Origin of the sequence: Mycobacterium heckeshornense (genome assembly GCF_016592155.1) — a bacterium.
GTDB classification, from domain to species: Bacteria; Actinomycetota; Actinomycetes; order Mycobacteriales; family Mycobacteriaceae; genus Mycobacterium; species Mycobacterium heckeshornense.
Map to the genome: position 1 here is coordinate 2719032 of NZ_AP024237.1, position 21539 is coordinate 2740570.

Sequence of the window (21539 nt, forward strand, 5' to 3'; positions counted from 1 at the left end):
GTGAGCCATGGCGGTGTCGTCGCGCGGATCACCGGCCCCCGTGGCGACCGCCGAATCCGCCGAATCCGCCACCGAACCCGCCGCCGTGGCCGCCGGCGCCAATCCCGCCGAGACCGCCGTGGTTCCCACCTATGCCGCCGCCGGGAAGCCATCCGCTCCCGCCGCGGTCGCCGCCCGGATGCCACCCGCGGCCGGGCGGCCATCCGCCGCCTGGCCACCCGCCCCGATCGTGGTCGCCACCGCCGGGCTGGAGCGGTGGATTGTGTGCTGGCGGATTGAAGATTGGCGGCAGGATCGGAATCGCCGGCGCGGGCAGCGGGATCGGCAACGGTGCAACCTGCACAGGTGCAGGTGGTGGAGCCGCGGGCGGGGGACCGGCCGGGACCGGTGCTCGCACCACGGGCGGTGGAGCCGGAGCCGCCGGAGGGGGTGTCGCCGCCACCGGCACCGGGACGGGCTGTGGAACGGCGGGCACCGGCGCGGGCACGGCGGCCTCGGGCGCCGGAGCCCCGGGGTGCTGCCCGGGGGCGGGAGCCGCGGGCGCGACCGCATCGGGGGCCGGTTGCGGTGCCTCGGGCACTGGCTGCCGCACGATGTTCGGCGGCGCCATGGGCGGGGCTTGCGACTCTGGCTTCGGCGCCTTCGGGGCCGCCGCGGGCGCCTCCTTCACCGGAAAAATGAGGCCGGCGCCGACCCTGGGCTGCTGACTCACGGCTGGGCGAGCCCGGAGCCCCAACGAGATCACCAGCGCTGACACCCCCACGAAGAAGACCGTCATCACGCCCAAGGCCACCAGGAGCGGCTTGCGGCCGGGTTCGTCGGCGCGCAAACCTGCCTGGTCGTAGGTGTAGGGCAGGTCTTCGGCGGGGTCAGCACCTGCATCAGTGGGGTCGGCGCCGGCCGCAGACGGGTCGACCACCTCGGCGGTCGTCCAGTCGGGGACTTGTGAGTAGGCCACCGCCGCGGTCGAGGACACGAACAGCGGCGCATGCGCCGATGCCAACGCCGCGCCACGAGCGAGCGCGGTATCGGGCTCTTCGGGCACGGTCACCGGCAGCGTCGTCGCCGAGTCCAGGCACGGCTTGATCGACGTGATGTCAACGCCGGCACCGACCACAAAGACCCCATCGGGCGGCGATTCCAACGCGTCAAGCTGAGCTACCAGATCGGTCAACTCGATCACAGGATCGGCGCTGTGCACCGTTCGGCGGCGCACATCGACGATCGAGCCGTCGGCAGAGTCGACGATTGCCAGCGTCGCGGTCTCGGGTTCGAGAAACAGCAGCCCCGTATGCGCATAGCCCACAGCGCTGCCGACCGATTGGGCCAAAGCCGCCGCGGCCAAGAATGCCGACACCAACATGACGTTCTCGACCTTGTGGGCCGCCAGCGCATCCCGCAGGATCGCGGCCTCGACGGGGTCGGTCCAGGTGACCCCGGTTGACGCCAGGCGGTAATCACCCTCCGCCGCGCTCTCCCGGGTGCCCAGGATGGCCGCGATCACCCGCTCAGGCGCACCGAAGCTGGGCCAGTCCTCGGCAGCGGCCACCTCGAAGCCGTCTTCGTCGACGGTGGCGCCGTCGGCGTTTTCCCCTTCGACCAGCACCAGGCGGACCGTCGTGGGCGCCATCGACACACCGAGGACGATGTCCACTGCTCCTCCACCAGCCTGGCCTGCGCGGCAATCCTTGCTACAACATAGAGTCGCTAATTATCAGCTTACCCACCTGACATCGTTCAGCGATACGCGTCGGCGCTCAGCACCTCGGACACGAAAGGCACAACCATGTGGGCCATAGAGCCATCATCGCGGCTTGCCGCCGTCGGCGCGAGACTGCTTCGTTCACGCTGGCTGATGCGCGCCCCGATTTGGGTCTACAAGGCCCGTGCCGGGGCGGTGTTCGGCTCGCGGCTGCTCATGCTCGAACACATCGGCCGCCGGTCCGGTGTTCACCGCTACGTCGTCTTGGAAGTCGTCGATCACCCGACGTCCGACACCTACGTCGTCGCTTCCGGCTTCGGCGGCAACGCGCAGTGGTTCCGCAACATCCAGGCAAATCCGCGCGTGCGTGTCTGTGTCGGCAGTCGCGCCCCGAAACCCGCCAGGGCGCGGGTTCTCAGCCAACAGGAAGCCGACAACACGCTCGGCGTCTACATCGGTCGACACCCGCACGCCTGGGCCGCGTTGAGGCGCGTGCTCGAGAACACCTTGGAAAGACCGATCAGCCAGACCAACACGCCCCTGCCCATGGTCGAGTTTCGATTGGCCGCGAATCGGGCCGATGGCTGACCCTCGGTCGCAGCGGTGTGCCCGACCGCAACCATCGACCCGTGCACGTCGCCGCGCCGTCGGCGCGCGCGGCGGCCGGGGAGCGCCGCGCACGGTCTCGGGGAAATCGTGACCGCGCGTCGCGACATCTACTGGCTCAGCTCGGGCGTCGTGCCGACCGGGCCCTCCACCGGCTTGCGCGCATCGGCCTCGGCCTTGGCCACCGCCTGCATGATCGCCGGATCGGTCTGCGTCGAGAACCAGTCGGCGATCTCGTCGCTGTCGTCTTCTGGCTTGGGCAAGTCGTCCTCGACCGGCGACGGGTGATACCGGTACACGCCGTCATCCCCGGGCGCCCCGAGCAGTTTGGTGAAACCCTGCAGGGCCGAGCCGAAGTCGCTGGGTATCACCCACACCTTGTTCGCTTCGCCCCGGCCGAGTTGCGGCAGCACCTGCAGGTACTGGTAGGCCAGCAGTTCCGGAGTGGGCCTGCCGGCCTTGATTGCGGCGAATGTCTTCTCGATGGCCTTGGCTTGGCCTTGGGCCTGCAGATAAGCCGCCGCCCGTTCGCCCTGCGCCCGCAGCATGCGGGACTGCCGGTCCGCCTCGGCCGCCAGGATCGCAGCCTGCTTGGCACCCTCGGCTTCCAGGATCTGCGCCTGTTTTTGCCCCTCGGCCTGTTTGATCGCCGACTCACGGGTGCCCTCCGCCGTCAAGATCATCGCCCGCTTCTCCCGGTCGGCTTTCATCTGCTTTTCCATCGAAGCCTGGATCGACGGCGGCGGGTCGATGCTGCGCAGCTCCACGCGCGCGACCCGCAGCCCCCAGCGTCCGGTGGCTTCGTCGAGCACGCCGCGCAGCTGCCTGTTGATGATCTCTCTCGACGTCAGGGTCTGTTCCAGCGTCATGCCGCCCACCACGTTGCGCAGCGTGGTGGTGGTCAGCTGCTCGACACCGACGATGTAGTTGCTGATCTCGTAGACCGCCGCCTGCGGGTTGGTCACCTGGAAATACACCACGGTGTCGATGTTGAGCGTGAGGTTGTCCTCGGTAATCACCGGCTGTGGCGGGAACGACACCACGCGCTCACGCAGATCGACCCGAGCGCGGACGCGATCGATGAACGGCACCAGCAGCGTCAGCTGTCCGCTCACCGTGCGGCTGTACCGGCCCAAGCGTTCGATCACCGCGGCCTCCGCCTGCGGAATCAACGCCACCGATTTGGCCACCACGATCACGGCAAAGATCACTAAAGCAGCAAGCAACACCAGACCAGCAACCGCACCTTGCATTGGTTTCTCCTATTGCTCTCGAGGGTTTAGGCGTTCTTCCACACCACCGCGGTGGCGCCGTCGATGCGCATGACGGTCACCAACTCGCCGGGCTCGTAGACGTCGGCCTCATTGAACGGCCGCGCCGTCCATACCTGACCGTCCAGCTTTACTTGACCCTCGTGTCGTGCGACGCGGTCGAGGACCAGCGCGCTTTTGCCCTCCAGCGCCTGCACCCCGGTGGCTATCTCCTTCGCCGGGGTCAGGCGCCGCCGTACCGCGGGCCGGACCACTGCCAGCAGCAGAACCGACACCACCAGGAACACCGCCCCGTCGGCCCACACCGGGGTGTCCAGCAGCCAACTTGTTGCGGCCGCCGCCAGCGCCCCGCCACCGAGCATCAGCAGGAACATGTCGCCGGTCAGCGCCTCCGCACCGGCGAGGCCCAACGCGAAGATCAGCCAGAGCAGGGCTGCGGGCATGCGGTCAGGATATCGCGCGATCGGCCACAATCAGGGCGAACAACTAGACTGCGAGAGCATGTGGTGCCCCAGTGCGACGCTCTCGGTTTGGGCTAACGCTTGGCTTGCCGGTAAGGCGGCGCCCGACGACGTTCTGGACGCGCTATCACATTGGGCGCCAAGACAATCCGTAACCGCGTATGATGCTGTCGCCGCCGGCCACACCGGTCTGCCGTGGCCGGATGTGCACGATGGTGGCGCGGTGTCGCTCTTGCAAACACTGCGTACCGCGGCTGGCCGGCCCGCGGTCCACGAACCGTCGGTGAACGTCGTCCTACCGGTGCCGGGCGATGTGCGCGGGCTGGCGGCCGGCACGCAGTTCGAGCGCGATGCACTGGCCGCCGGCGAGGCTGTGATCGTCGGCGATCCCGGCAATCAGTCCGTGGCCGTCGGGTTGGTTCCCGAGTGCCACTACGACGACTCCGATGACCGGGCCGATACACCCGAAGTGCTGTGCTGGACAGTGTATTCGCTGCCCGCCGTGCCCGTTATTGACCCGCACGAACTCGGCGAGGCGGAATACGCGCTGCGCTCGGCCGTGCGCTCGGCGGCCGATACCCTGGCCACGATCGGAATCGACAGCCCCACCACAGATGTCGACGATCCACGTGCGCTGGTCGCGCAGTTGCTGGCAGCCTCGCGGCAGCACCGGATCCCCGAGCACGCACCGACGCGGGCGGTGCGAGTGCTGGAGAATGCGGCACATGTCGACGCGATCATCACGGTCAGCGCCGGGCTGAGCCGGTTGCCGATCGCGGCGCAATCCTTGTCGGAGACTCAGATCGCCGCCGACGCGCTGCGCCCGCTGGCCGGGGTGGTGCGTTCGGCGCGAATCGCCGCGGTCAGCGCGATCCTGCGGTCGGCGTGGCGGGGTTGACGGCCGGCGGGCATGCGGCGACGCAGTGCGGCGGTCGGCATGGCGCGCCGTTGACGCTGGCCCCGCAGCCGGGCACCGGGTCGGGTCCGCTGACCCGCTGCGGTGCACGGCCATAGCGCATTTCGTCGATCAGATCGACCGCTAGCCGCGCAAATCGCCGATCGGCGTTGGGGGTGCCGGCCCGCGCGAACGCCATGCCTGCCGCCTCGGCCTGCCCCCGCAGTTCGTGGTCGAGATCCCACACCACCTCGATATGGTCGGCGACGAATCCGATGGGGCAGATGATGACAGCTTTCACGCCCGCGTCAGCAAGAGTGGTGAGATGATCGGCGACATCGGGTTCCAGCCAAGGGATTTGGGGTGGACCCGATCGGGACTGCCATACCAGATCGTAATCGCAGTAGTCGACAGCATCTGCAACTAGCCTTGCAGCATAAGCGACTTGACGGCTGTAAAGGTGCGGTCCGCAGCGCTCATCAGCGGCCACCGGAATCGAGTGTGCGGTAAACACCAGCCGTGCACCGGCGCACACCGTGTCGGCGGCGTTACGGACTGCCTCGGCGAACATCTCGACGAACAGCGGGTGGTCGAAATACGGCCGGAGCTTGACCAGCTCGGGTGCGTCCGGCCCCGCTGCTGCCCGGGCCCGAGCGATGTCTTCCACGTATTGGGTGCAGCTGGAATACCCGCTCCACGCCGACGTGGTGAACACTGCTGCGCAGCGAATCTCGTCGTCGCGCATCGCAACAACCGCATCCTCGACATAAGGTTCCCAATTACGGTTACCGAAATACACCGGCAGCCGCAGACCACGGTCGGCAAGTTCGGCTCGCAGTTCGGCCACCAACGCCCGGTTGATGGCGTTGATCGGCGAGATCCCGCCGAAATGCAGATAGTGCTCGGCGACCTCGTCGAGACGCTGCCGCGGCACGTCGCGTCCGCGGGTGACGTTTTCCAGAAACGGCCGTACCTGGTCGGGTCCCTCCGGTCCGCCGAAGGACAGCAGCAGGACGGCGTCAAACCGCATCAGAGCAACTGGGTATGCGCGCCACCATCGGCATAGATGATGTCCCCCGTGGTGGCCGGCAGCCAGTCCGACAGGACCGCGCACACCGTTTTGGCGACCGGTGTGGCGTCCTTCATGTCCCAACCGATCGGGGCGCGCTGGTCCCATCCCTGTTCGAGCAGTTCCATGTGTTTGCTGGCTTCCTCCCCGAGTGCGCCACCGACGATCGCGCTCATCGCCAGTGTCCGAATAGGCCCGGCAGCAACAAGATTGGACCGCACACCGTGTTGGCCGGCCTCGCGCGCGACAAACCGGTTCACTGATTCGAGCGCACTTTTGGCCACCGTCATCCAGTTGTACGCCGGCATCGCCCGGGACGGGTCGAAGTCCATGCCGACGATCGCTCCACCGCGATTCATGATCGGCAACAACGCTTTCGCCAGCGAAGCGTACGAGTACGCCGAAATGTGAATACCCTTGGCGACGTCCTCGAACGGCGCGTCGAAGAACGGGTTGATGCCCATCCCGCTGGGTGGCATAAAGCCGATCGAGTGCACCACGCCGTCGAGCCTGTTGTCCTCCCCGATGACCTGGACCACTCGGTCGGCCAGCGTTTCGAGGTGCTCGTTGTTTTGCACGTCAAGTTCCAGCAGCGGCGGCTTCTGCGGCAGCCGGTCGAGGATGCGGTCGATCAGCCGCAGCCGGTCAAACCCGGTGCAGACCAGCTGTGCGCCCTGTTCCTGCGCGACGCGGGCGATGTGGAACGCGATCGACGCGTCGGTGATGATCCCGGTGACCAGGATCCGTTTGCCTTCCAGCAGTCCTGCCATGTCCGTCCTTTGTCGAGTCCTCAGTGACCCATTCCCATCCCGCCGTCCACGGGAATCACCGCGCCGGAAATGTAACTGGCGTCCTCGGAGGCCAGGAAGCTGACGACGCCGGCGACTTCGTCGGCCGTGCCGATGCGCTTCGCCGGGATGAACTCCAGGGCCCCCGCTTGAATCCGCTCATCCAGCGCGCGGGTCATATCGGTGTCAATGTAGCCGGGGGCCACCACGTTCGCGGTCACATTGGCCTTCGACAGCTCCCGGGCAATGGAGCGGGCCATGCCGATCAGACCGGCCTTGGAGGCGGCGTAATTGGCTTGGTTGCCGATGCCCCAGGTGCCGGAGACCGAACCGATGAAGATCATTCGGCCGAACCGCTTTCGCTGCATGCTGCGCGATGCCCGCTGAGCCACCCGGAACGCCCCGGTGAGGTTAGCGTCGATGACCTTGACGAACTTCTCCTCGGTCATCCGAATGAGAAACGCGTCCGCGGCGAGACCGGCGTTGGCCACCAGCACCTCGACCGGTCCCTGGTGTTCCTCGACCGCTTTGAAGGCGCGGTCGACGGCATCGTTGTCGGTGACGTCGCACTCGACGCCGAACAGCCCCTCGGGCGCCCCGGAGCCGCGGTGCGTGACGGCCACCTTGTGGCCGTCGGCGTGCAGCCGGCGCGCGATCGCGAGTCCTATCCCCCGGTTTCCGCCCGTGACCAGCACCGACCGGGGGACAAAGGGCGGCTTGCCCGGGTGGGTGGTTTCGGTGGCTGTGTCAGTCACCCCGACAACCTATCGCATCGCCGAGCGGCCACGTATGACACGCCTTTCGCGGCGGAGGTGTGCGTTAAGTGGCCACTCGACGAGCGAAAATCAGGTCGGCAGACGCCGGTTGATCAGCAGCGCCGCCAACCCGGCCAGCGCGAGGATCAGCGAACCCAGCCGCAACCAGCCGACACTGGCGTCGCCCCTGATCGTTTCGTAGCCGATCTGCTGCTGCAGCGTCGAGTAAACCTGCTTGAGTTCCTGCAAGTTGGACGCGTTGTAGGCGTTGCCGCCGGACAGCTCGGCGACCTTTTTCATCGTGGTGTCATCAACCGGCACCGGCTGGCGCTGGCCGTTGATCTCGACGAAGCCGTACGGTGTGCCGAACGATATGGTCGAGATCGGCACCCCCTGGTCCTTGGCGGTGCGCGCGGCGGTGAACGCGCCCTTAGGGTTGTCGGGGTTGGTCGGCACGGTTTCCTTGCCGTCGGAGAACAACACGATCCGCGCCGGCGGCGGGGTGTCGCCGCCGCCGATCACCGCCCCCACGGTGGCGATCGCCTGCAGCGCGGTGAAGATGCCCTCGCCGGTGGCGGTGCGGTCGGCGAACTGCAACTTGTCCAGCGCGGCCTTGGTGGCCGCCCGGTTGGTGGTCGGTGAGACCAGCACGGTCGCGGTGCCCGCATAGGAGATCAGCCCCAGGTTGATGCCGGGCGTCAGCTCGTCGGCGAACGTCTTGGCGGCCTCCTGCGCGGCAACCATGCGGTTGGGTTCGACGTCGGTGGCCCGCATCGACTGCGACACGTCGATGACCAGCATCACCACCGCGCGGTTGCGGGGAATCCGCACGTCGTGGGTCGGGCCGGCCATCGCGATCGTCAGCAGCAGCAGCGCCGCCACCAACAGGGTCGCCGGCAGGTGCCGCCACCGCGTTGGCCGCCGCGGTGCGACGCTTTCCAGCAACTCCATGTTGGCGAACCGCAGCATCCGCCGCTGCCGGGCCACCTGCATGATGATGTAGAGCGCGACAATGCCGAGGACGACCAGCAAAAACAGGAAAAACCAGGGGTGCGCGAAGCCCGACAGCGTCATCGGCCCGAGTAGCGGCAGCGTCATCGCAGACCTGGACCCGTCACTGCAGTCCCGCCAAAGCTCCTCGCCGGCGCGATTCGACGAACCGGACGATGTCGGCGATCCAGTCGCGGTCGGTGCGCAGCGACAGCAGCGGCGCACCGCACCCGCGCAGCGTCTGGGCCACCTCGGCGCGGTGCGCCGACGCCGCCCTCGCGAAGTCGTCACGCAGCTGCGAGTCGATGGTGAACTCGCGGATCACACCGGACTCGGCGTCTTGCAAGATGACATCGCCGACGTCGGGCAGCTCGACATCACGGGGGTCGAGCACTTCGATACCGAGCACCTCATGTCGGCCGGCGATAGCGCGCAGCGGACGCGTCCAGTTGATCGGTCCAAGGAAATCACTGATGATCACGGCCATTCCGCGGCGCCGTTGCGGCCGCCGCAATGCGTCGATGGCGCCGGCCAGATCACCGCGCACCCCCACCGGGGCCTTGGGCGTGGTCGCGATGGTGCGCAACAGCGTCTGCTCATGCATCCGCCCGGAGCGGGCCGGCACCCGGATCATCCGCTCCCCGTTGGAGATCAGCGCACCCAGCCGATTACCGCCACCGCTGTTGAGGAAAGTGATCGCGGCTGCGGCCGCCACCGCCAGGTCACGCTTTTCGCAGACGGTGGTACCGAAGTCCAGGCTTGCCGACATGTCGACCACCAGCCAGGTCTCCAGTTCCCGGTCGGCGATCATCTCACGCACGTGCGGGACCGTGGTGCGCGCGGTGACCGCCCAATCCATGCGGCGGACGTCGTCGCCGGGCTGATAGAGCCTCGACTCCCCCCGGCTCGGTACCCGGCCCGGGGAGCAGTCCGAGGTGATCGCCGTGCAGCATCCCGTCGAGTTTGCGTTTGACGGTCAGCTCCAAGGTGCGCAGCGCCGCCGACAGCTTCGGGTCGTCGATCTCCCCGCGCAGCATCGACGGCGGAGGATTAGCCGCGGGATTCACCGCAGCCGAACGAGCCTCGGTCACCGACCGCCAGCCGCCGCCGCAGCCTGCATCACCGGCGGCACCGAATGTCCTTGCTGTGGAACAGCATTCACCTGCGGCAAGGCAACCGTCTGCAGGACCCTGTTGATGACGATCTCCGGTGAGATTTCATCGGCGAGCGCATCATAGGTGAGCACCAGGCGGTGCCGCAGCACGTCGGGAATGACTTCGATGACGTCTTGCGGGATCACGTAGTCGCGGCCCCGCACCAGCGCCAGCGAGCGGGCAGCAGCGATGATGCCCAGCGAGGCGCGCGGCGAGGCGCCGAACGCTACCCAGCTCTTGACGTCGTTCATGCCGAGCTGCTCGGGGTGGCGGGTGGCGGTGACCACGCGGACCACGTAGTCGACCAGCGCGTGGTGGACGAAGTTGTTGGCCGCGATGTCCTGCAGCCGCAACAGGTCACCGGTCTGCAGCACCTGCTTGGGTGTCGGGGGGGGGTGACACCCATCCGGTAGATGATCTCGCGCTCTTCTTCCGGCGACGGGTAGCCGACGTTGATCTTGAACAGGAAACGGTCACGCTGGGCTTCTGGCAGCGGGTAGACACCTTCGTGCTCGATCGGGTTCTGGGTCGCCATGACCAAAAACGGGTTGGGCATCGGAAAGGTCTTGCCGCCGATGGACACGTGGCGCTCCTGCATGACCTCCAGCAGCGCGGACTGCACCTTGGCCGGAGCCCGGTTGATTTCGTCGGCGAGCAGGAAGTTGACCACCACGGGACCCAGTTCGGTGTCGAACTCCTCCTTGCCCTGCCGATAGATGCGAGTACCGATGATGTCGGTGGGCACCAGGTCGGGCGTGAACTGGATGCGGGCGAACGTTCCGCCGACCACCCGGGCGAAGGTCTCGACCGCCAGGGTCTTGGCCACCCCGGGCACCCCTTCGAGCAGTACATGACCCTTGGAGAGCAACCCAACCAGCATCCGCTCGACCAGCTGGTCCTGGCCGACGATGATCCGCTTGACCTCGAAGATGGCCCGCTCGAGGGTGTGCACTTCGGCGGCCAACCCGTTGCCGCCGGCCGGCGGCGCCGCGTGCGCCGGGGATGTCGGGGGCCCGCTCGGGCCAGGGTAACCGCTGGCGCCCGGGGGCGGCCCACCTGGTGATGTCATCGACTTTCCTTCACGGCTCGACCTTCACAGCTCCTTCAGACATGACTGCCGACGCGACCGGCGTCGCGGGGCAGCGGCATGCCCTCGTCCAACTATTCCAGGCCACCGGGATTCCGTCGACGTGACCGGGTCTTAGTACTCGATGATGCGGGTGACATACGGCGTCATCCCTTCCGTGCGCACCGGGCTGACGGTGACTTTGCCGGCGATGCTCGACGCCTCCAGCATCTGACCGTTCCCCAGGTAGATGGTCACGTGCTGGCTGCCGCCCGGGCCGTAAAAAATCAAGTCACCCCGCTTGGCCTGCGACGGGGGGACGTGCCGGCCGGCGTTGTACTGATCACCGGAAAACCTCGGAATCAGCACGCCGACCCCGGCGAAGGCATATCGGGTCAGCCCCGAACAGTCGAACCCGACCGTGTCCGCGCCGGAATCGACGCCCCGGCTGGGGCCTTGCAGCGTGCCACCTCCCCAGGAATACGGCACCCCCAGCTGCGAGCTGGCCCGACGGATCACGTACTCGACGGCCTGACGACCGTACACCCGCGGAATTCTGCTCGGGCTGGTGTTATTGCCGCCACCCCCGCCAGCGCCTCCGCCACCGATGCCGAGGCTGCCCAAAAACTTGCGGCCCAGGTCCAACGTGGTCTGGGTGGCCTGGGCGGTGGCCGCTATCGAAGCGTTGGCGATCGCCACCGGGTCGCCGGGCGCGCCCGCGCTGGGCACCTTGGGCAGCGTCGGGTCCCACTGGGCATCATCGGCCACGGCAGGGCCTGCCAAACCGACCAGCAGCCCGATCACCGCCAGCGTCGACCAAGCCAGCATCAGTCGGCGAAACCCGTTGTGGCGCATCAAGATTCCCATGTCAATACTCGATGTAGCGGACCACGTAGGGCGTCATGCCGCTGGTTCGCACCGGCGCGACCCGCACCCTCAAGCCGACATCGGGGGCCTCGAGCATCTGCCCGTCGCCGAGGTAGAGCGTCACGTGCTGGCTGCCGCCCGGGCCGTAGAAGATCACGTCACCGCGGCGCATCTGGGCGGACGGGATTTTGCGGCCGAGGTTGTACTGCGAACCGGAGTAGTGCGGCAGCTTGATGCCCACCCCGGCGAACGAATAGAGAATCAGACCCGAGCAGTCGAAGCCCACGGTGTCGGCACCGGAGCCGATGCCCCGGCTCGGCCCCGCGGCGGTGCCACCGCCCCACGAGTACGGCACCCCCAGCTGCGAGAGCCCGCGGCGGATCACGTATTCGGATGCCTGCCGGCCGTACACCCGCGGGATGCGGCCGTTGGTGATCCCGGTGTCGTTGGGTTTGAGGATGCCCAGCTTCTGCAGGAAGCTGCGGCCCATGTTGGCCGTGACCTGCGACGACGTCGCCGAGATACCCAGGACGGTGTTGATGATCGCGATCGGGTCGCCGGGGACATTGGCGCTCGGCACCATCGGCAGGGTGGGATCCCACTCGCCGTCCCACTGCTTGGAATCGCTCGGCCGTGCGCTTGCCGGCCCCCCTGGATCCCACCGATCACGCGACCGCGAGCCGGCCTGTGTGCCGCCACCGGGTGCCGACCAGGTGCGAGCCGCCTCGAGTCTGGCTTGGGCCGCGTCGCGTTCGGCGGCCAGGCGATTGACCTCCGCCTGCTGTTCACCGAACTTGCGGTGGGCGGCGGTAAGAGCGGATACCGCTGCATCCTGCCTGGCCTGCGCCTCGGCTGTGGCCCGGTCGGCCTTCTGCTTGGCCAGCCGCGCCGCCGACTCCTTGTTGACCTGTTCGGTGCGGGCCCGCTGCAGGTTGGCCATCACCTGCCGGGAGCTGGCGGCCAGCGTCCGGCCAGCGCTTGCGGTGGCGATGATGTCGTCGGGGCCGGCCGCGGTCAGGTAGCTGTTGGACGGCCCGTTGACGTAAGTGGCGGCCGCGAAGGCGTCGAATCGCCGTTGGGCAGCGGCGATGGCCGCGTTGGCGTCCTTCACCGCCCGCTGACTGACCTCAACGTCATGTTGTGCGGCCGCAGCGTTGTCGCGCGCGGTCTGCACGTCGACCAGTGCCTTGTTGACGCTTTCCTGTTCGGCCTCAATGGCGCCGCGGAGGTCCTCCAGGTGCTGGTTGGCCTTGGCCACCTCAGCGATCAGGGCAGACAGTGAGTCGCTGCTGCCGCTCGGCTCGGCGCCGGCCAAACCGGGCGTGCCCAGCAGCAAGGCCACGCCGAGCACCGCAGACGCGGCAGGCCGGGCAACCCGGGCCGCCAGCCGGAAAGACGAGCCGCGGCAGATGCGTCTCATTCGACTCGGGTCTCCTATGGCTCAGCGCAGGCGGATGACGCCGGCCGCAGTAGTAACTGCAGGCACGATTCACAACAACGGCACCACTTGCACCATAAGTCACAGATGACCCTATGGAAACTGTAGTCACAAACTACAGCGCAGTAAGTTGACGACTCGTGACCGAACGGTGACTTATCGCGATGGAAGCCGGTCAGGCGTGAAGGTCAGCGCCGTCCGCGCGCGTTTCCTCACCGGGCGGCGCGGTCGCGGATCTTCTGCTGCGCACCTGCAGGATTCGGGTGCCGACGGCGGCGATGAGCACGCCGATGACCACCACGATCGTGAACGCCGTCCACGGGAACTGCGGAGTGGTCAGTTCGTGCAGAAAATTCTGCGCAGATTGCACCGCGTTGCCGGTCTTGGCATTGTCTTCCCCGATTTCCAGCGTCGCCCGCGGAAAGTGGGTGCTGTAGCTTCCCACGTGCGACGGGCTGAGCACCAAAACCGTGGCATCCGGGTGGCTGCTGCCGATCACGGTGGCGACATCCCGCAGGGGAGTGTCCATCGGCGGGTTGCGGTCGAGAACCACGATCTTCAGGTCGATGCCGTCCTCGCGTGCTTGGTCGATCACCTGGCGCAAGCCCGGAACGTCGGCGGGCGGCGCGCTGATGCCCTGGGCCGCGACAGCGACTTCGACCAGAGCCAGGCACTGGTCGGGCGGCGTAGACGGATCGGCACCGACGGTGCTGCAGATTTCCCCCGGGATGTACAGCGGCGCTTGCAGCGTGGTCACGGTCCAAAACGGTACGCGACCCACCCGAACGATGGCGCCGGACCCGTAGGGCCAGACTGGACGATGTTTCGCATCAGCATGCGGTCGCGCCGAATTGCAGGACAAGCGTACTGTTAATGGGGCACGGAACCGCCGGCACGGCCCGTCGGCGGTGCAGAACTAAATCCCGGGAGTAGATGTGACGACAGAGTCGGTGAATTCTTTCGGAGCCCGCAGCACCCTCAACGTCGGTGACACCAGTTACCAGATCTACCGCCTCGACGCGGCGCGGGGAACCGAGAAGCTTCCCTACAGTCTCAAAGTGCTCGCCGAAAACCTCTTGCGCAACGAGGACGGCCGCAACATCACCACCGACCACATCGAAGCGATCGCACACTGGGATCCCACAGCCGAGCCCAGCATCGAAATCCAATACACACCAGCGCGGGTCGTGATGCAGGACTTCACCGGGGTGCCGTGCATCGTCGACCTGGCAACCATGCGTGAGGCGGTCGCCGACCTCGGTGGCGATCCCGAGAAGGTCAACCCGCTGGCCCCGGCAGATCTGGTGATCGACCACTCGGTAATCGCCGACTTGTTCGGCCGTGCCGACGCTTTCGAACGCAACGTCGAGATCGAATATCAGCGCAACGGCGAGCGCTACCAGTTCTTGCGCTGGGGTCAAGGAGCTTTCCGCAACTTCAAGGTGGTGCCGCCGGGCACCGGGATCGTGCACCAGGTCAACATCGAATACCTGGCCAAGGTGGTGACGGAGCGTGACGGGGTGGCGTACCCCGACACCTGTGTGGGCACCGACTCGCACACCACGATGGTCAACGGGCTCGGCGTCTTGGGCTGGGGGGTGGGAGGCATCGAGGCCGAAGCCGCGATGCTGGGTCAGCCGGTGTCGATGTTGATCCCGCGGGTGGTCGGGTTCAAGCTGAGCGGTGAGATTCAGCCGGGTGTCACCGCCACCGACGTCGTCCTCACGGTCACGGAGATGCTGCGCAAACATGGTGTGGTCGGCAAGTTCGTCGAGTTCTACGGCGAGGGCGTGGCTGAAGTCCCACTGGCTAATCGCGCAACGCTGGGCAACATGAGCCCCGAATTCGGTTCCACCGCAGCAATTTTTCCGATCGACCAGGAGACCATTGACTACCTGCGGTTCACCGGGCGCAACGAGGAGCAGCTTGCACTGGTCGAGGCCTACGCCAAGGAACAGGGCATGTGGCACGATCCCGCCCACCAGCCGGCGTACTCCGAGTATCTGGAGCTCAACCTGTCCGACGTGGTTCCCTCGATCGCCGGACCGAAGCGCCCGCAAGACCGTATCGCGTTGTCCGAGGCGAAATCTGTTTTCCGCAAGACACTTCCGAACTATGTTGGCACGCACCAGGCGGCACCGCATTCCAAGCTCGACGAAGTCGTCGAGGAGACGTTCCCGGCCAGCGACCCGGGGCAGCTGACATTCGCCGACGACGACACCGACGCGGTGCAATCGGCCGCCGCCGGCGCGAACGGCCGCGTGAGCAAGCCGGTGCGGGTGAAGTCGGACGAACTGGGCGAATTCGTGCTCGACCATGGCGCGGTGGTGATCGCCGCGGTCACGTCGTGCACCAATACCTCCAATCCGGAGGTGATGCTCGGCGCGGCGCTGCTGGCCCGCAACGCTGTGGAAAAGGGCCTGGCCTCCAAGCCGTGGGTGAAGACGACGATGGCGCCCGGTTCGCAGGTGGTGCACGACTACTACGAAAAGGCCGGGCTATGGCCGTATCTGGAAAAACTCGGCTTCTATCTGGTGGGCTACGGCTGCACGACCTGCATCGGCAACTCGGGACCGCTGCCCGAGGAAATCTCGAAGGCCGTCAACGACAACGACCTTTCGGTGGCCGCGGTGCTGTCGGGTAACCGCAATTTCGAGGGCCGTATCAACCCCGACGTGAAAATGAACTATCTGGCGTCGCCGCCGTTGGTGATCGCCTACGCGCTGGCCGGCACGATGGACTTCGACTTCGAGACCGAGCCGCTGGGCAAAGACAACGACGGCAATGACGTCTATCTGCGCGATATCTGGCCGTCGCAAAAGGATGTCTCCGATACGATCGCCTCCGCGATCAACTCCGAGATGTTCGTCAAGAACTACGCCGACGTGTTCAAGGGTGACGAGCGGTGGCGCAATTTGCCGACGCCGAGTGGCAAAACGTTCGACTGGGACCCGAATTCGACGTATGTGCGTAAACCGCCGTATTTCGACGGGATGGCCGCTGAACCAGAACCTGTGCGCGACATCACTGGCGCTCGGGTGCTAGCGCTGTTGGGCGATTCGGTGACTACCGACCACATTTCGCCGGCGGGCAGCATCAAGCCGGGCACCCCGGCGGCGCAATACCTCGACGAACACGGCGTTGCGCGCAAAGACTACAACTCTTATGGGTCTCGTCGCGGAAATCACGAGGTGATGATCCGCGGCACGTTCGCCAATATCCGGCTTCGCAACCTGCTGCTCGACGACGTTGCAGGCGGCTACACCCGCGACTTCACCCAGGAAGGCGGCCCGCAAGCATTCATCTACGACGCTGCGCAAAACTATGCGGCCCAGGGTATTCCGCTGGTGGTGCTTGGTGGCAAGGAGTACGGCTCCGGCTCGTCGCGGGACTGGGCGGCCAAGGGCACCGCGCTGCTTGGGGTACGCGCGGTGATTGCCGAGTCATTCGAGCGCATTCATCGCTCCAACCTGATCGGGATGGGGGTGATTCCACTACAGTTCCCGGACGGCAAGTCGGCCTCCTCGTTGGGGCTGGACGGCACCGAGGTCTTCGACATCACCGGTATCGAGGCGATCAACGACGGCAAGACGCCGAAAACGGTGCACGTCAAGGCCACTAAGCATGGCAGCGATCCGGTCGAGTTCGACGCGTTGGTGCGCATCGACACTCCGGGTGAGGCCGACTACTACCGCAACGGCGGAATCTTGCAGTTCGTGCTGCGCAACATGCTGAATTCCCGCTAACGCAGGTATACCGTGCCCAAAGTCAGCGCGGACCACTTAGCGGCCCGCCGGCGTCAAATCCTCGACGGCGCTCGACGCTGCTTCGCCGAATACGGTTACGACAAAGCCACGGTGCGCCGGCTGGAGCAGGCCGTCGGCTTGTCGCGGGGAGCGATTTTTCACCATTTCCGCGACAAGGACACACTGTTTTTCGAGTTGGCCCGCGAGGACGCTGAGCGGATGGCCGCGGTCGCGTCGCGCGAGGGACTGATCCAGGTGATGCGTGACATGCTGGCTACCCCAGATCAATTTGACTGGCTTGCAACGCGTCTGGAGATCGCGCGCAAACTGCGCAACGACCCGACGTTCAGTCGCGGATGGCGGGAACGCTCAGCGGAACTAGCGGCGGCGACAACGGAGCGGCTGCGCCGGCAGAAGCAGGCAGGTCGGCTGCGCGACGACGTCCCTGGCGACGTGTTGCAGTGCTACCTGGACCTCGTTCTGGACGGATTAGTGGCCCGGCTGGCTTCCGGTGAAGACCCGCAGCGCCTCGCCGCGGTTTTGGACCTGGTGGAGAACTCGGTGCGGCGGGGCTGACCGCGTCGCAACGCCGAGCGTGCACTCACTGCGAGAAACCGCGCGGAATTTCGCCGAGGTTGCACGTTCGCCGCAACAAAAGGACGGTTTACCGCGCTCGGGTCCGGTGGTTGGGTCCGCCGCGGCTGCGCATCGTGGTACCCGATTCGCGCAGCATGCTGTGAATGGATCCGTACGATCTGCCGGTCGAAGCCGCCAGCTTGCGGATGCTGGCCCCGCCCTCGTAGGCGTGGCGCAACTCGCCAAGCAACTGCTCGCGTGTCTTCTTCGATTTCCTCATTGGATTGGCGCCTCCCCGCTTCTACAGGACCCCAATGCACCCAGCGTAGGAAGCCACCATCGAGCGCGGGTCACTTTGAGCGAAAACGCTTGCGGCCCCCGTCGAGCCGAGTCGGGCGGCCGAGGCGACCGGCGAGGCCGCGCATCTCACCGGTCAGGCCAGCTGGATCAGATCGCGATATCCGTCGGTCCAATAGTCCTCGGTGCCGTCGGGCAGCAGCACGACGCGTTGCGGGTCGAGCGCCTCGGCTGCCCCCGGGTCGTGGGTCACCAGCACGACCGCGCCCGCATAGCTGCGGAGTGCATCCAGCACCTGCTCCCGAGAGGCGGGATCGAGATTGTTGGTCGGTTCGTCGAGCAACAACACATTCGCTGTGGAGGCCACCAATCCGGCCAAAGCAAGCCGGGTCTTCTCGCCACCGGAAAGCGTGCCCGCCGGTTGGTCGAGCTGCGGGCCACTGAACATGAACGCCCCGAGCAGGCCACGCAGATCCTGCTCACCGGATGCGGGTGCGGCGTGGACGGTGTTCTGCCATACCGTCGCGTCGTCATCGAGGGTGTCGTGCTCCTGCGCGAAATAGCCGAGTTTCAAACCGTGCCCGGGCTCGAGCGTCCCGGCAGTCGGCTTCTCCACGCCGGCCAGCAATCGCAGCAGTGTGGTCTTGCCGGCGCCGTTGAGGCCCAGGACCACGACCCGAGAGCCGCGGTCGATCGCCAGGTCGACACCGGTGAACACTTCAAGCGATCCGTACGTCTTGGTCAGACCCTTGGCCACCAACGGTGTGCGCCCGCACGCCGCAGGGGTGGGAAACTTGATGCGGGCCACCTTCTCGGCGACCCGCTCGTCGTCGAGTGCAGCCATCATCCGATGGGCGCGTCGCAACATATTCTGGGCCGCAACGGCTTTGGTGGCCTTCGCGCCCAGTTTGGCGGCCTGAGCGCGCAATGCGCCGGCCTTGCGTTCGGCGTTGGCGCGCTCCCGGCGGCGGCGCTGCTCGTCGGCGGCGCGGGCGTCGAGGTATTTCCGCCAGGTCATGTTGTAGACGTCGACCTCGCCGCGTACCGCATCCAAAAACCACACCCGGTTGACCACATCGGCCAGCAGATCGACATTGTGGCTCACTACCACCAGCCCGCCGGTGTGCGCCCGCAGGAAATCCCGCAGCCAGCCCAGCGAGTCGGCGTCGAGGTGGTTGGTCGGCTCGTCCAGCAGCAGTGTGGTCGACGACCCGCCACCATTGGCCCCACCTTTTGCGGCGGCGAACAGGATGCGCGCCAACTCCACCCGGCGGCGCTGACCACCCGAGAGGGTGCGCAGCGGCTGAGTCAGCACCCGTTCGGGCAACCCGAGGTTCGCGCAGATCCGGCCCGCTTCGCTTTCGGCGCCGTAGCCACCCAACGCGGCGAATTGCTCCTCGAGCTCACCGTAGCGACGGATGGCGCGGTCGAGGTCGTCGTCGGCGGCGACCTCGGCCATTAGCGCCTGCTGCTTTTCCAGCGCGGTGAGCAGGGTGTCCAATCCGCGCGCCGACAGCACCCGATCGCGCGCCAACACATCGAGGTCGCCCTCTTTGGGATCCTGTGGCAGATAACCGATTTCGCCACTGCGAATCACCAAGCCGGCATACGGCTGGCTTTCGCCCGCGAGGATCCGCAGCGTAGTGGTCTTGCCGGCGCCGTTGCGGCCGACCAGCCCGATACGGTCGCCGGGCTGGACCCGCAGACCGGAGCCGTCAACGGAGAGCAACGTGCGCGCTCCGGCGCGGACCTCAAGGCCCGTTGCCGTGATCACGGTCACCCTCCTATTCGCTTACTTCTCGTCGGTGAACACCGGTGGCCGCTTTTCAGCGCGCGCGGCAACCGCCTCTTCGAAGTTAGAGGTGAGCAGGCGCACGAACAGCTGTCCCAGGCCCTCGGCCTGCATGTGCCCCTCCAGACTAGCGGCGTCCAGCCCACTCCACAGTGTGCGCTTGGTCAACTCGATTCCCGGGCGGGAGAAGGCCGCGATCCGCGCGGCCATCGCATAACAGGTGTCCAGCAGCTGCTCCCCGGGCACCTGGCACGACACCAGCCCGATCCGCTCGGCTTCCTCGGCGTCGACGTCGCGACCGGTGAGCATGATTTCGAACGCGCGCGACGACCCGATGGCCCTGGGCAGCAGATAACTCAGTCCCAGTTCGCTGCCAGTCAGCCCGTTGTTGACACCGGCGGCCCGAAAGTAGGCCCCGGTGGACGCGATCCGGATATCACATGCCAGTGCCAGGCACAGCCCGCCGCCGATGGCCGGGCCGTTGACGGCGGCGATCACCGGTTGGTGCAACCGTCGCAGCGCCAGGATGACGTCGTCGAGAAGCTCCATGGAGCGCAGCGCATACGTCGGCTGGGTCAGCCCCTCGACGTGCGGCACCTCGCCAGCGGATTTGTGGTCGGCACCCGACGAGAACCCCTTGCCCGCTCCGGTCAGCACAACCACCCGCACGGAGTTGTCGTAGGTGACCTTTTGCAGCGCCTCTTTGAGCGGCACCATGACGTCGAACGCCATGGAGTTCATCCGCTCAGGCCGGTTGAGGGTGATCAGCGCGACCTCGGGCCGCGGGTGTTCAACGAGGACGAAATTCACCGTTGAACGGTAACCTCTGAGGACCTCTCGCGATCAGGCCCGGTCGCTTCCACTCGCGGCGGCGTCGACGTCGAAAGCCTTGACCTGCTGCACCAGATCTTCCAAGGCGGCCGGCGGCAGAGCCCCGGCCTGGTTGAACACCAACTTGCCCTTCTTGAAGGCCATCAGCGTCGGGATGGCGCGGATCTGGGCGGCCGCGGCCAGCTGGTGTTCGGCTTCGGTGTCGACCTTGGCGTGGACGACGTCGGGATGTTTCTCCGAGGAGGCCTGGAACGTCGGGGCGAACGCGCGGCATGGTCCGCACCAGGACGCCCAGAAGTCGACGAGCACGATGTCGTTGCTGTTGATGGTGTCGTCGAACTGCTCGGCGGTGAGATCTACGGTGGTCACTCCCTGCCCAACGCGGTGAGCTGGCGCAGTTGTTCCCCGGGCTGCGGGAATCGGCGGCGGCCACCCCTCTGGTGGCCGCCGCCGATCACCACGGCCCGGCGCGAGGTCCACACGGCCTCCCCGGGTAGCTCAGCACCAATATAAGGTCGAAGTGTATACATGTCGAGGTCTCCATATCATGCTGCAGATAATTGTGCTTGAATTTGGGGGTGGGCCGTGAAATAAAGAGCCTGAGTGCCCCGCTGCTGGCAGACCCCGCCGCTGCGGGCAAGGTCGCCGAAACGCTCCAGGCGCTGGCTTCGCCGAGTCGGCTGCGCATCCTCACCCGGCTCCGGCAATCGCCGTGCTCGGTGACCGAATTGTCGGCCGCTGTCGGGATGGAACAGCCCGCCGTCTCCCACCAGCTCCGGCTGCTGCGCAACCTCGGCCTGGTGGCCGGTGACCGCAGTGGGCGCAACATCGTCTACCGGCTCTACGACAACCACGTGGCCGCTCTGCTCGACGAAGCCGTCTACCACATCGAGCACCTCCGCCTGGGCGTCAGCGACACGTTTCCTCACCCCGTTGACAGGCTCAGGCGAGGATAGGCCGGGAATCGTCGGGATCGGTCTGCCCGGCGCTGATCTCGCCCACGCTGCGCGCTACGCGCGCAATTGCGTTGGGGGTTCCTTCAACTCAAGACGTTGCCGACGGCTATCCGCCCTGTCATGTCGCGGTGACGTCACGGCAAATGGCTATCCGGGCATCCCCAAACCTCATCTATTAACAATGGATCGGCCGGGATGGTCTCGGCGTTCACCTGCACCACCACGGGCAGGGCCCACGCAAACGCGTCACCTTCGAGGTCCACATGCAGACCTGTCCGC

19 protein-coding genes and 3 pseudogenes are annotated in these 21539 nt (G+C 66.5%); 5 read left to right on the forward strand and 17 right to left on the reverse strand.

What is annotated here, in order from left to right; genetic code table 11:
• Window positions 1-28: 28 nt before the first annotated feature.
• Window positions 29-1654, reverse strand: a complete 1626-nt coding sequence (locus MHEC_RS12925) for a DUF7159 family protein (RefSeq protein ID WP_372507405.1) — start codon at window positions 1652-1654, stop codon at window positions 29-31.
• Between the two features lie 132 nt (window positions 1655-1786).
• On the opposite strand from MHEC_RS12925, the gene MHEC_RS12930 reads away from it, so the two are divergent.
• Entirely contained in the window at window positions 1787-2290 is a 504-nt protein-coding gene (locus MHEC_RS12930) for a nitroreductase family deazaflavin-dependent oxidoreductase (RefSeq protein ID WP_048892669.1), read from the forward strand.
• Between the two features lie 128 nt (window positions 2291-2418).
• Here MHEC_RS12930 and MHEC_RS12935 read toward each other — a convergent pair whose 3' ends face one another.
• Window positions 2419-3561 carry an SPFH domain-containing protein gene (locus MHEC_RS12935; RefSeq protein ID WP_048892668.1) on the reverse strand — a complete coding sequence of 381 codons (1143 nt, stop codon included), beginning with the start codon at window positions 3559-3561 and terminating at the stop codon, window positions 2419-2421.
• Window positions 3562-3587: 26 nt separating this feature from the next.
• Window positions 3588-4022 (reverse strand): NfeD family protein, encoded by a 435-nt coding sequence (locus tag MHEC_RS12940; protein WP_048892667.1) that lies wholly within the window; start codon window positions 4020-4022, stop codon window positions 3588-3590.
• Window positions 4023-4080: 58 nt separating this feature from the next.
• Here MHEC_RS12940 and MHEC_RS12945 point away from each other — a divergent pair, with 58 nt between their 5' ends.
• Window positions 4081-4938, forward strand: coding sequence for a hypothetical protein (locus MHEC_RS12945; RefSeq protein ID WP_048892701.1), 858 nt, complete (start codon window positions 4081-4083; stop codon window positions 4936-4938).
• On the opposite strand, the gene MHEC_RS12950 is transcribed toward MHEC_RS12945, so the two are convergent.
• The 9 genes and pseudogenes from MHEC_RS12950 to MHEC_RS12990 form a co-directional block, all read right to left on the reverse strand.
• Window positions 4904-5965 carry a ferrochelatase gene (locus tag MHEC_RS12950; RefSeq protein ID WP_048892666.1) on the reverse strand — a complete coding sequence of 354 codons (1062 nt, stop codon included), beginning with the start codon at window positions 5963-5965 and terminating at the stop codon, window positions 4904-4906. The two genes, MHEC_RS12945 and MHEC_RS12950, sit on opposite strands and share 35 nt — an antisense overlap.
• A complete protein-coding gene (gene inhA, locus MHEC_RS12955) occupies window positions 5965-6774 on the reverse strand; it encodes an NADH-dependent enoyl-ACP reductase InhA (protein WP_048892665.1) in 810 nt (269 codons plus the stop codon). Before inhA ends, MHEC_RS12950 begins: the two co-directional genes overlap by 1 nt.
• Before the next feature lie 20 nt (window positions 6775-6794).
• The gene (gene fabG1, locus MHEC_RS12960) at window positions 6795-7547 is read right to left on the reverse strand and encodes a 3-oxoacyl-ACP reductase FabG1 (protein WP_048892664.1); all 753 of its coding nucleotides are present in this window, start codon (window positions 7545-7547) and stop codon (window positions 6795-6797) included.
• Between the two features lie 90 nt (window positions 7548-7637).
• Window positions 7638-8645 (reverse strand): VWA domain-containing protein, encoded by a 1008-nt coding sequence (locus MHEC_RS12965; protein WP_048892663.1) that lies wholly within the window; start codon window positions 8643-8645, stop codon window positions 7638-7640.
• 16 nt (window positions 8646-8661) lie between these two features.
• Window positions 8662-9574: pseudogene (locus MHEC_RS12970) on the reverse strand (DUF58 domain-containing protein).
• Window positions 9575-9624: 50 nt separating this feature from the next.
• Window positions 9625-10760: pseudogene (gene moxR1, locus MHEC_RS12975) on the reverse strand (chaperone MoxR1).
• A gap of 132 nt (window positions 10761-10892) precedes the next feature.
• A complete protein-coding gene (gene ripB / locus MHEC_RS12980) occupies window positions 10893-11612 on the reverse strand; it encodes an NlpC/P60 family peptidoglycan endopeptidase RipB (RefSeq protein WP_048892699.1) in 720 nt (239 codons plus the stop codon).
• Window positions 11613-11625: 13 nt separating this feature from the next.
• Window positions 11626-13044 carry an NlpC/P60 family peptidoglycan endopeptidase RipA gene (gene ripA / locus MHEC_RS12985; protein ID WP_048892662.1) on the reverse strand — a complete coding sequence of 473 codons (1419 nt, stop codon included), beginning with the start codon at window positions 13042-13044 and terminating at the stop codon, window positions 11626-11628.
• Between the two features lie 193 nt (window positions 13045-13237).
• Window positions 13238-13819, reverse strand: coding sequence for an Rv1476 family membrane protein (locus tag MHEC_RS12990; RefSeq protein WP_099869076.1), 582 nt, complete (start codon window positions 13817-13819; stop codon window positions 13238-13240).
• A 178-nt stretch (window positions 13820-13997) separates the two neighbouring features.
• Between MHEC_RS12990 and acnA the strand changes: the two genes are divergently transcribed.
• On the forward strand, window positions 13998-16808 hold the full coding sequence (acnA, locus tag MHEC_RS12995; RefSeq protein WP_142358656.1) for an aconitate hydratase AcnA: 2811 nt from the start codon (window positions 13998-14000) through the stop codon (window positions 16806-16808).
• Window positions 16809-16820: 12 nt separating this feature from the next.
• The gene (locus MHEC_RS13000; RefSeq protein WP_048892660.1) at window positions 16821-17384 is read left to right on the forward strand and encodes a TetR/AcrR family transcriptional regulator; all 564 of its coding nucleotides are present in this window, start codon (window positions 16821-16823) and stop codon (window positions 17382-17384) included.
• Between the two features lie 88 nt (window positions 17385-17472).
• On the opposite strand, the gene MHEC_RS13005 is transcribed toward MHEC_RS13000, so the two are convergent.
• The 5 genes and pseudogenes from MHEC_RS13005 to MHEC_RS13025 form a co-directional block, all read right to left on the reverse strand.
• Complete coding sequence (locus MHEC_RS13005; protein WP_048892659.1) at window positions 17473-17664, reverse strand: helix-turn-helix domain-containing protein; 192 nt, start codon at window positions 17662-17664, stop codon at window positions 17473-17475.
• Window positions 17665-17817: 153 nt separating this feature from the next.
• A complete protein-coding gene (locus MHEC_RS13010) occupies window positions 17818-19455 on the reverse strand; it encodes an ABC-F family ATP-binding cassette domain-containing protein (protein ID WP_048892697.1) in 1638 nt (545 codons plus the stop codon).
• Between the two features lie 18 nt (window positions 19456-19473).
• Window positions 19474-20310, reverse strand: a pseudogene (locus tag MHEC_RS13015) (enoyl-CoA hydratase); the annotation flags it as partial.
• A 6-nt stretch (window positions 20311-20316) separates the two neighbouring features.
• A complete protein-coding gene (gene trxA / locus MHEC_RS13020) occupies window positions 20317-20673 on the reverse strand; it encodes a thioredoxin (protein WP_048892657.1) in 357 nt (118 codons plus the stop codon).
• Entirely contained in the window at window positions 20670-20834 is a 165-nt protein-coding gene (locus MHEC_RS13025) for a hypothetical protein (protein WP_201399510.1), read from the reverse strand. Before MHEC_RS13025 ends, trxA begins: the two co-directional genes overlap by 4 nt.
• A gap of 42 nt (window positions 20835-20876) precedes the next feature.
• On the opposite strand from MHEC_RS13025, the gene MHEC_RS13030 reads away from it, so the two are divergent.
• Window positions 20877-21260 (forward strand): ArsR/SmtB family transcription factor, encoded by a 384-nt coding sequence (locus MHEC_RS13030; RefSeq protein WP_048892696.1) that lies wholly within the window; start codon window positions 20877-20879, stop codon window positions 21258-21260.
• The last annotated feature ends 279 nt before the right edge of the window (window positions 21261-21539 follow it).

Bases quoted from the DNA above. Each gene is read 5' to 3' on its own strand.
- MHEC_RS12965 (WP_048892663.1), bottom strand. From the start codon at position 8,645: ATGACGCTGCCGCTACTCGGGCCGATGACGCTGTCGGGCTTCGCGCAC.
- MHEC_RS13025 (WP_201399510.1), bottom strand. From the start codon at position 20,834: ATGTATACACTTCGACCTTATATTGGTGCTGAGCTACCCGGGGAGGCC.
- ripB (WP_048892699.1), bottom strand. From the start codon at position 11,612: ATGCGCCACAACGGGTTTCGCCGACTGATGCTGGCTTGGTCGACGCTG.
- MHEC_RS12930 (WP_048892669.1), top strand. From the start codon at position 1,787: ATGTGGGCCATAGAGCCATCATCGCGGCTTGCCGCCGTCGGCGCGAGA.
- MHEC_RS12950 (WP_048892666.1), bottom strand. From the start codon at position 5,965: ATGCGGTTTGACGCCGTCCTGCTGCTGTCCTTCGGCGGACCGGAGGGA.
- MHEC_RS12940 (WP_048892667.1), bottom strand. From the start codon at position 4,022: ATGCCCGCAGCCCTGCTCTGGCTGATCTTCGCGTTGGGCCTCGCCGGT.
- MHEC_RS12945 (WP_048892701.1), top strand. From the start codon at position 4,081: ATGTGGTGCCCCAGTGCGACGCTCTCGGTTTGGGCTAACGCTTGGCTT.
- MHEC_RS12935 (WP_048892668.1), bottom strand. From the start codon at position 3,561: ATGCAAGGTGCGGTTGCTGGTCTGGTGTTGCTTGCTGCTTTAGTGATC.
- inhA (WP_048892665.1), bottom strand. From the start codon at position 6,774: ATGGCAGGACTGCTGGAAGGCAAACGGATCCTGGTCACCGGGATCATC.
- ripA (WP_048892662.1), bottom strand. From the start codon at position 13,044: ATGAGACGCATCTGCCGCGGCTCGTCTTTCCGGCTGGCGGCCCGGGTT.
- MHEC_RS13005 (WP_048892659.1), bottom strand. From the start codon at position 17,664: ATGAGGAAATCGAAGAAGACACGCGAGCAGTTGCTTGGCGAGTTGCGC.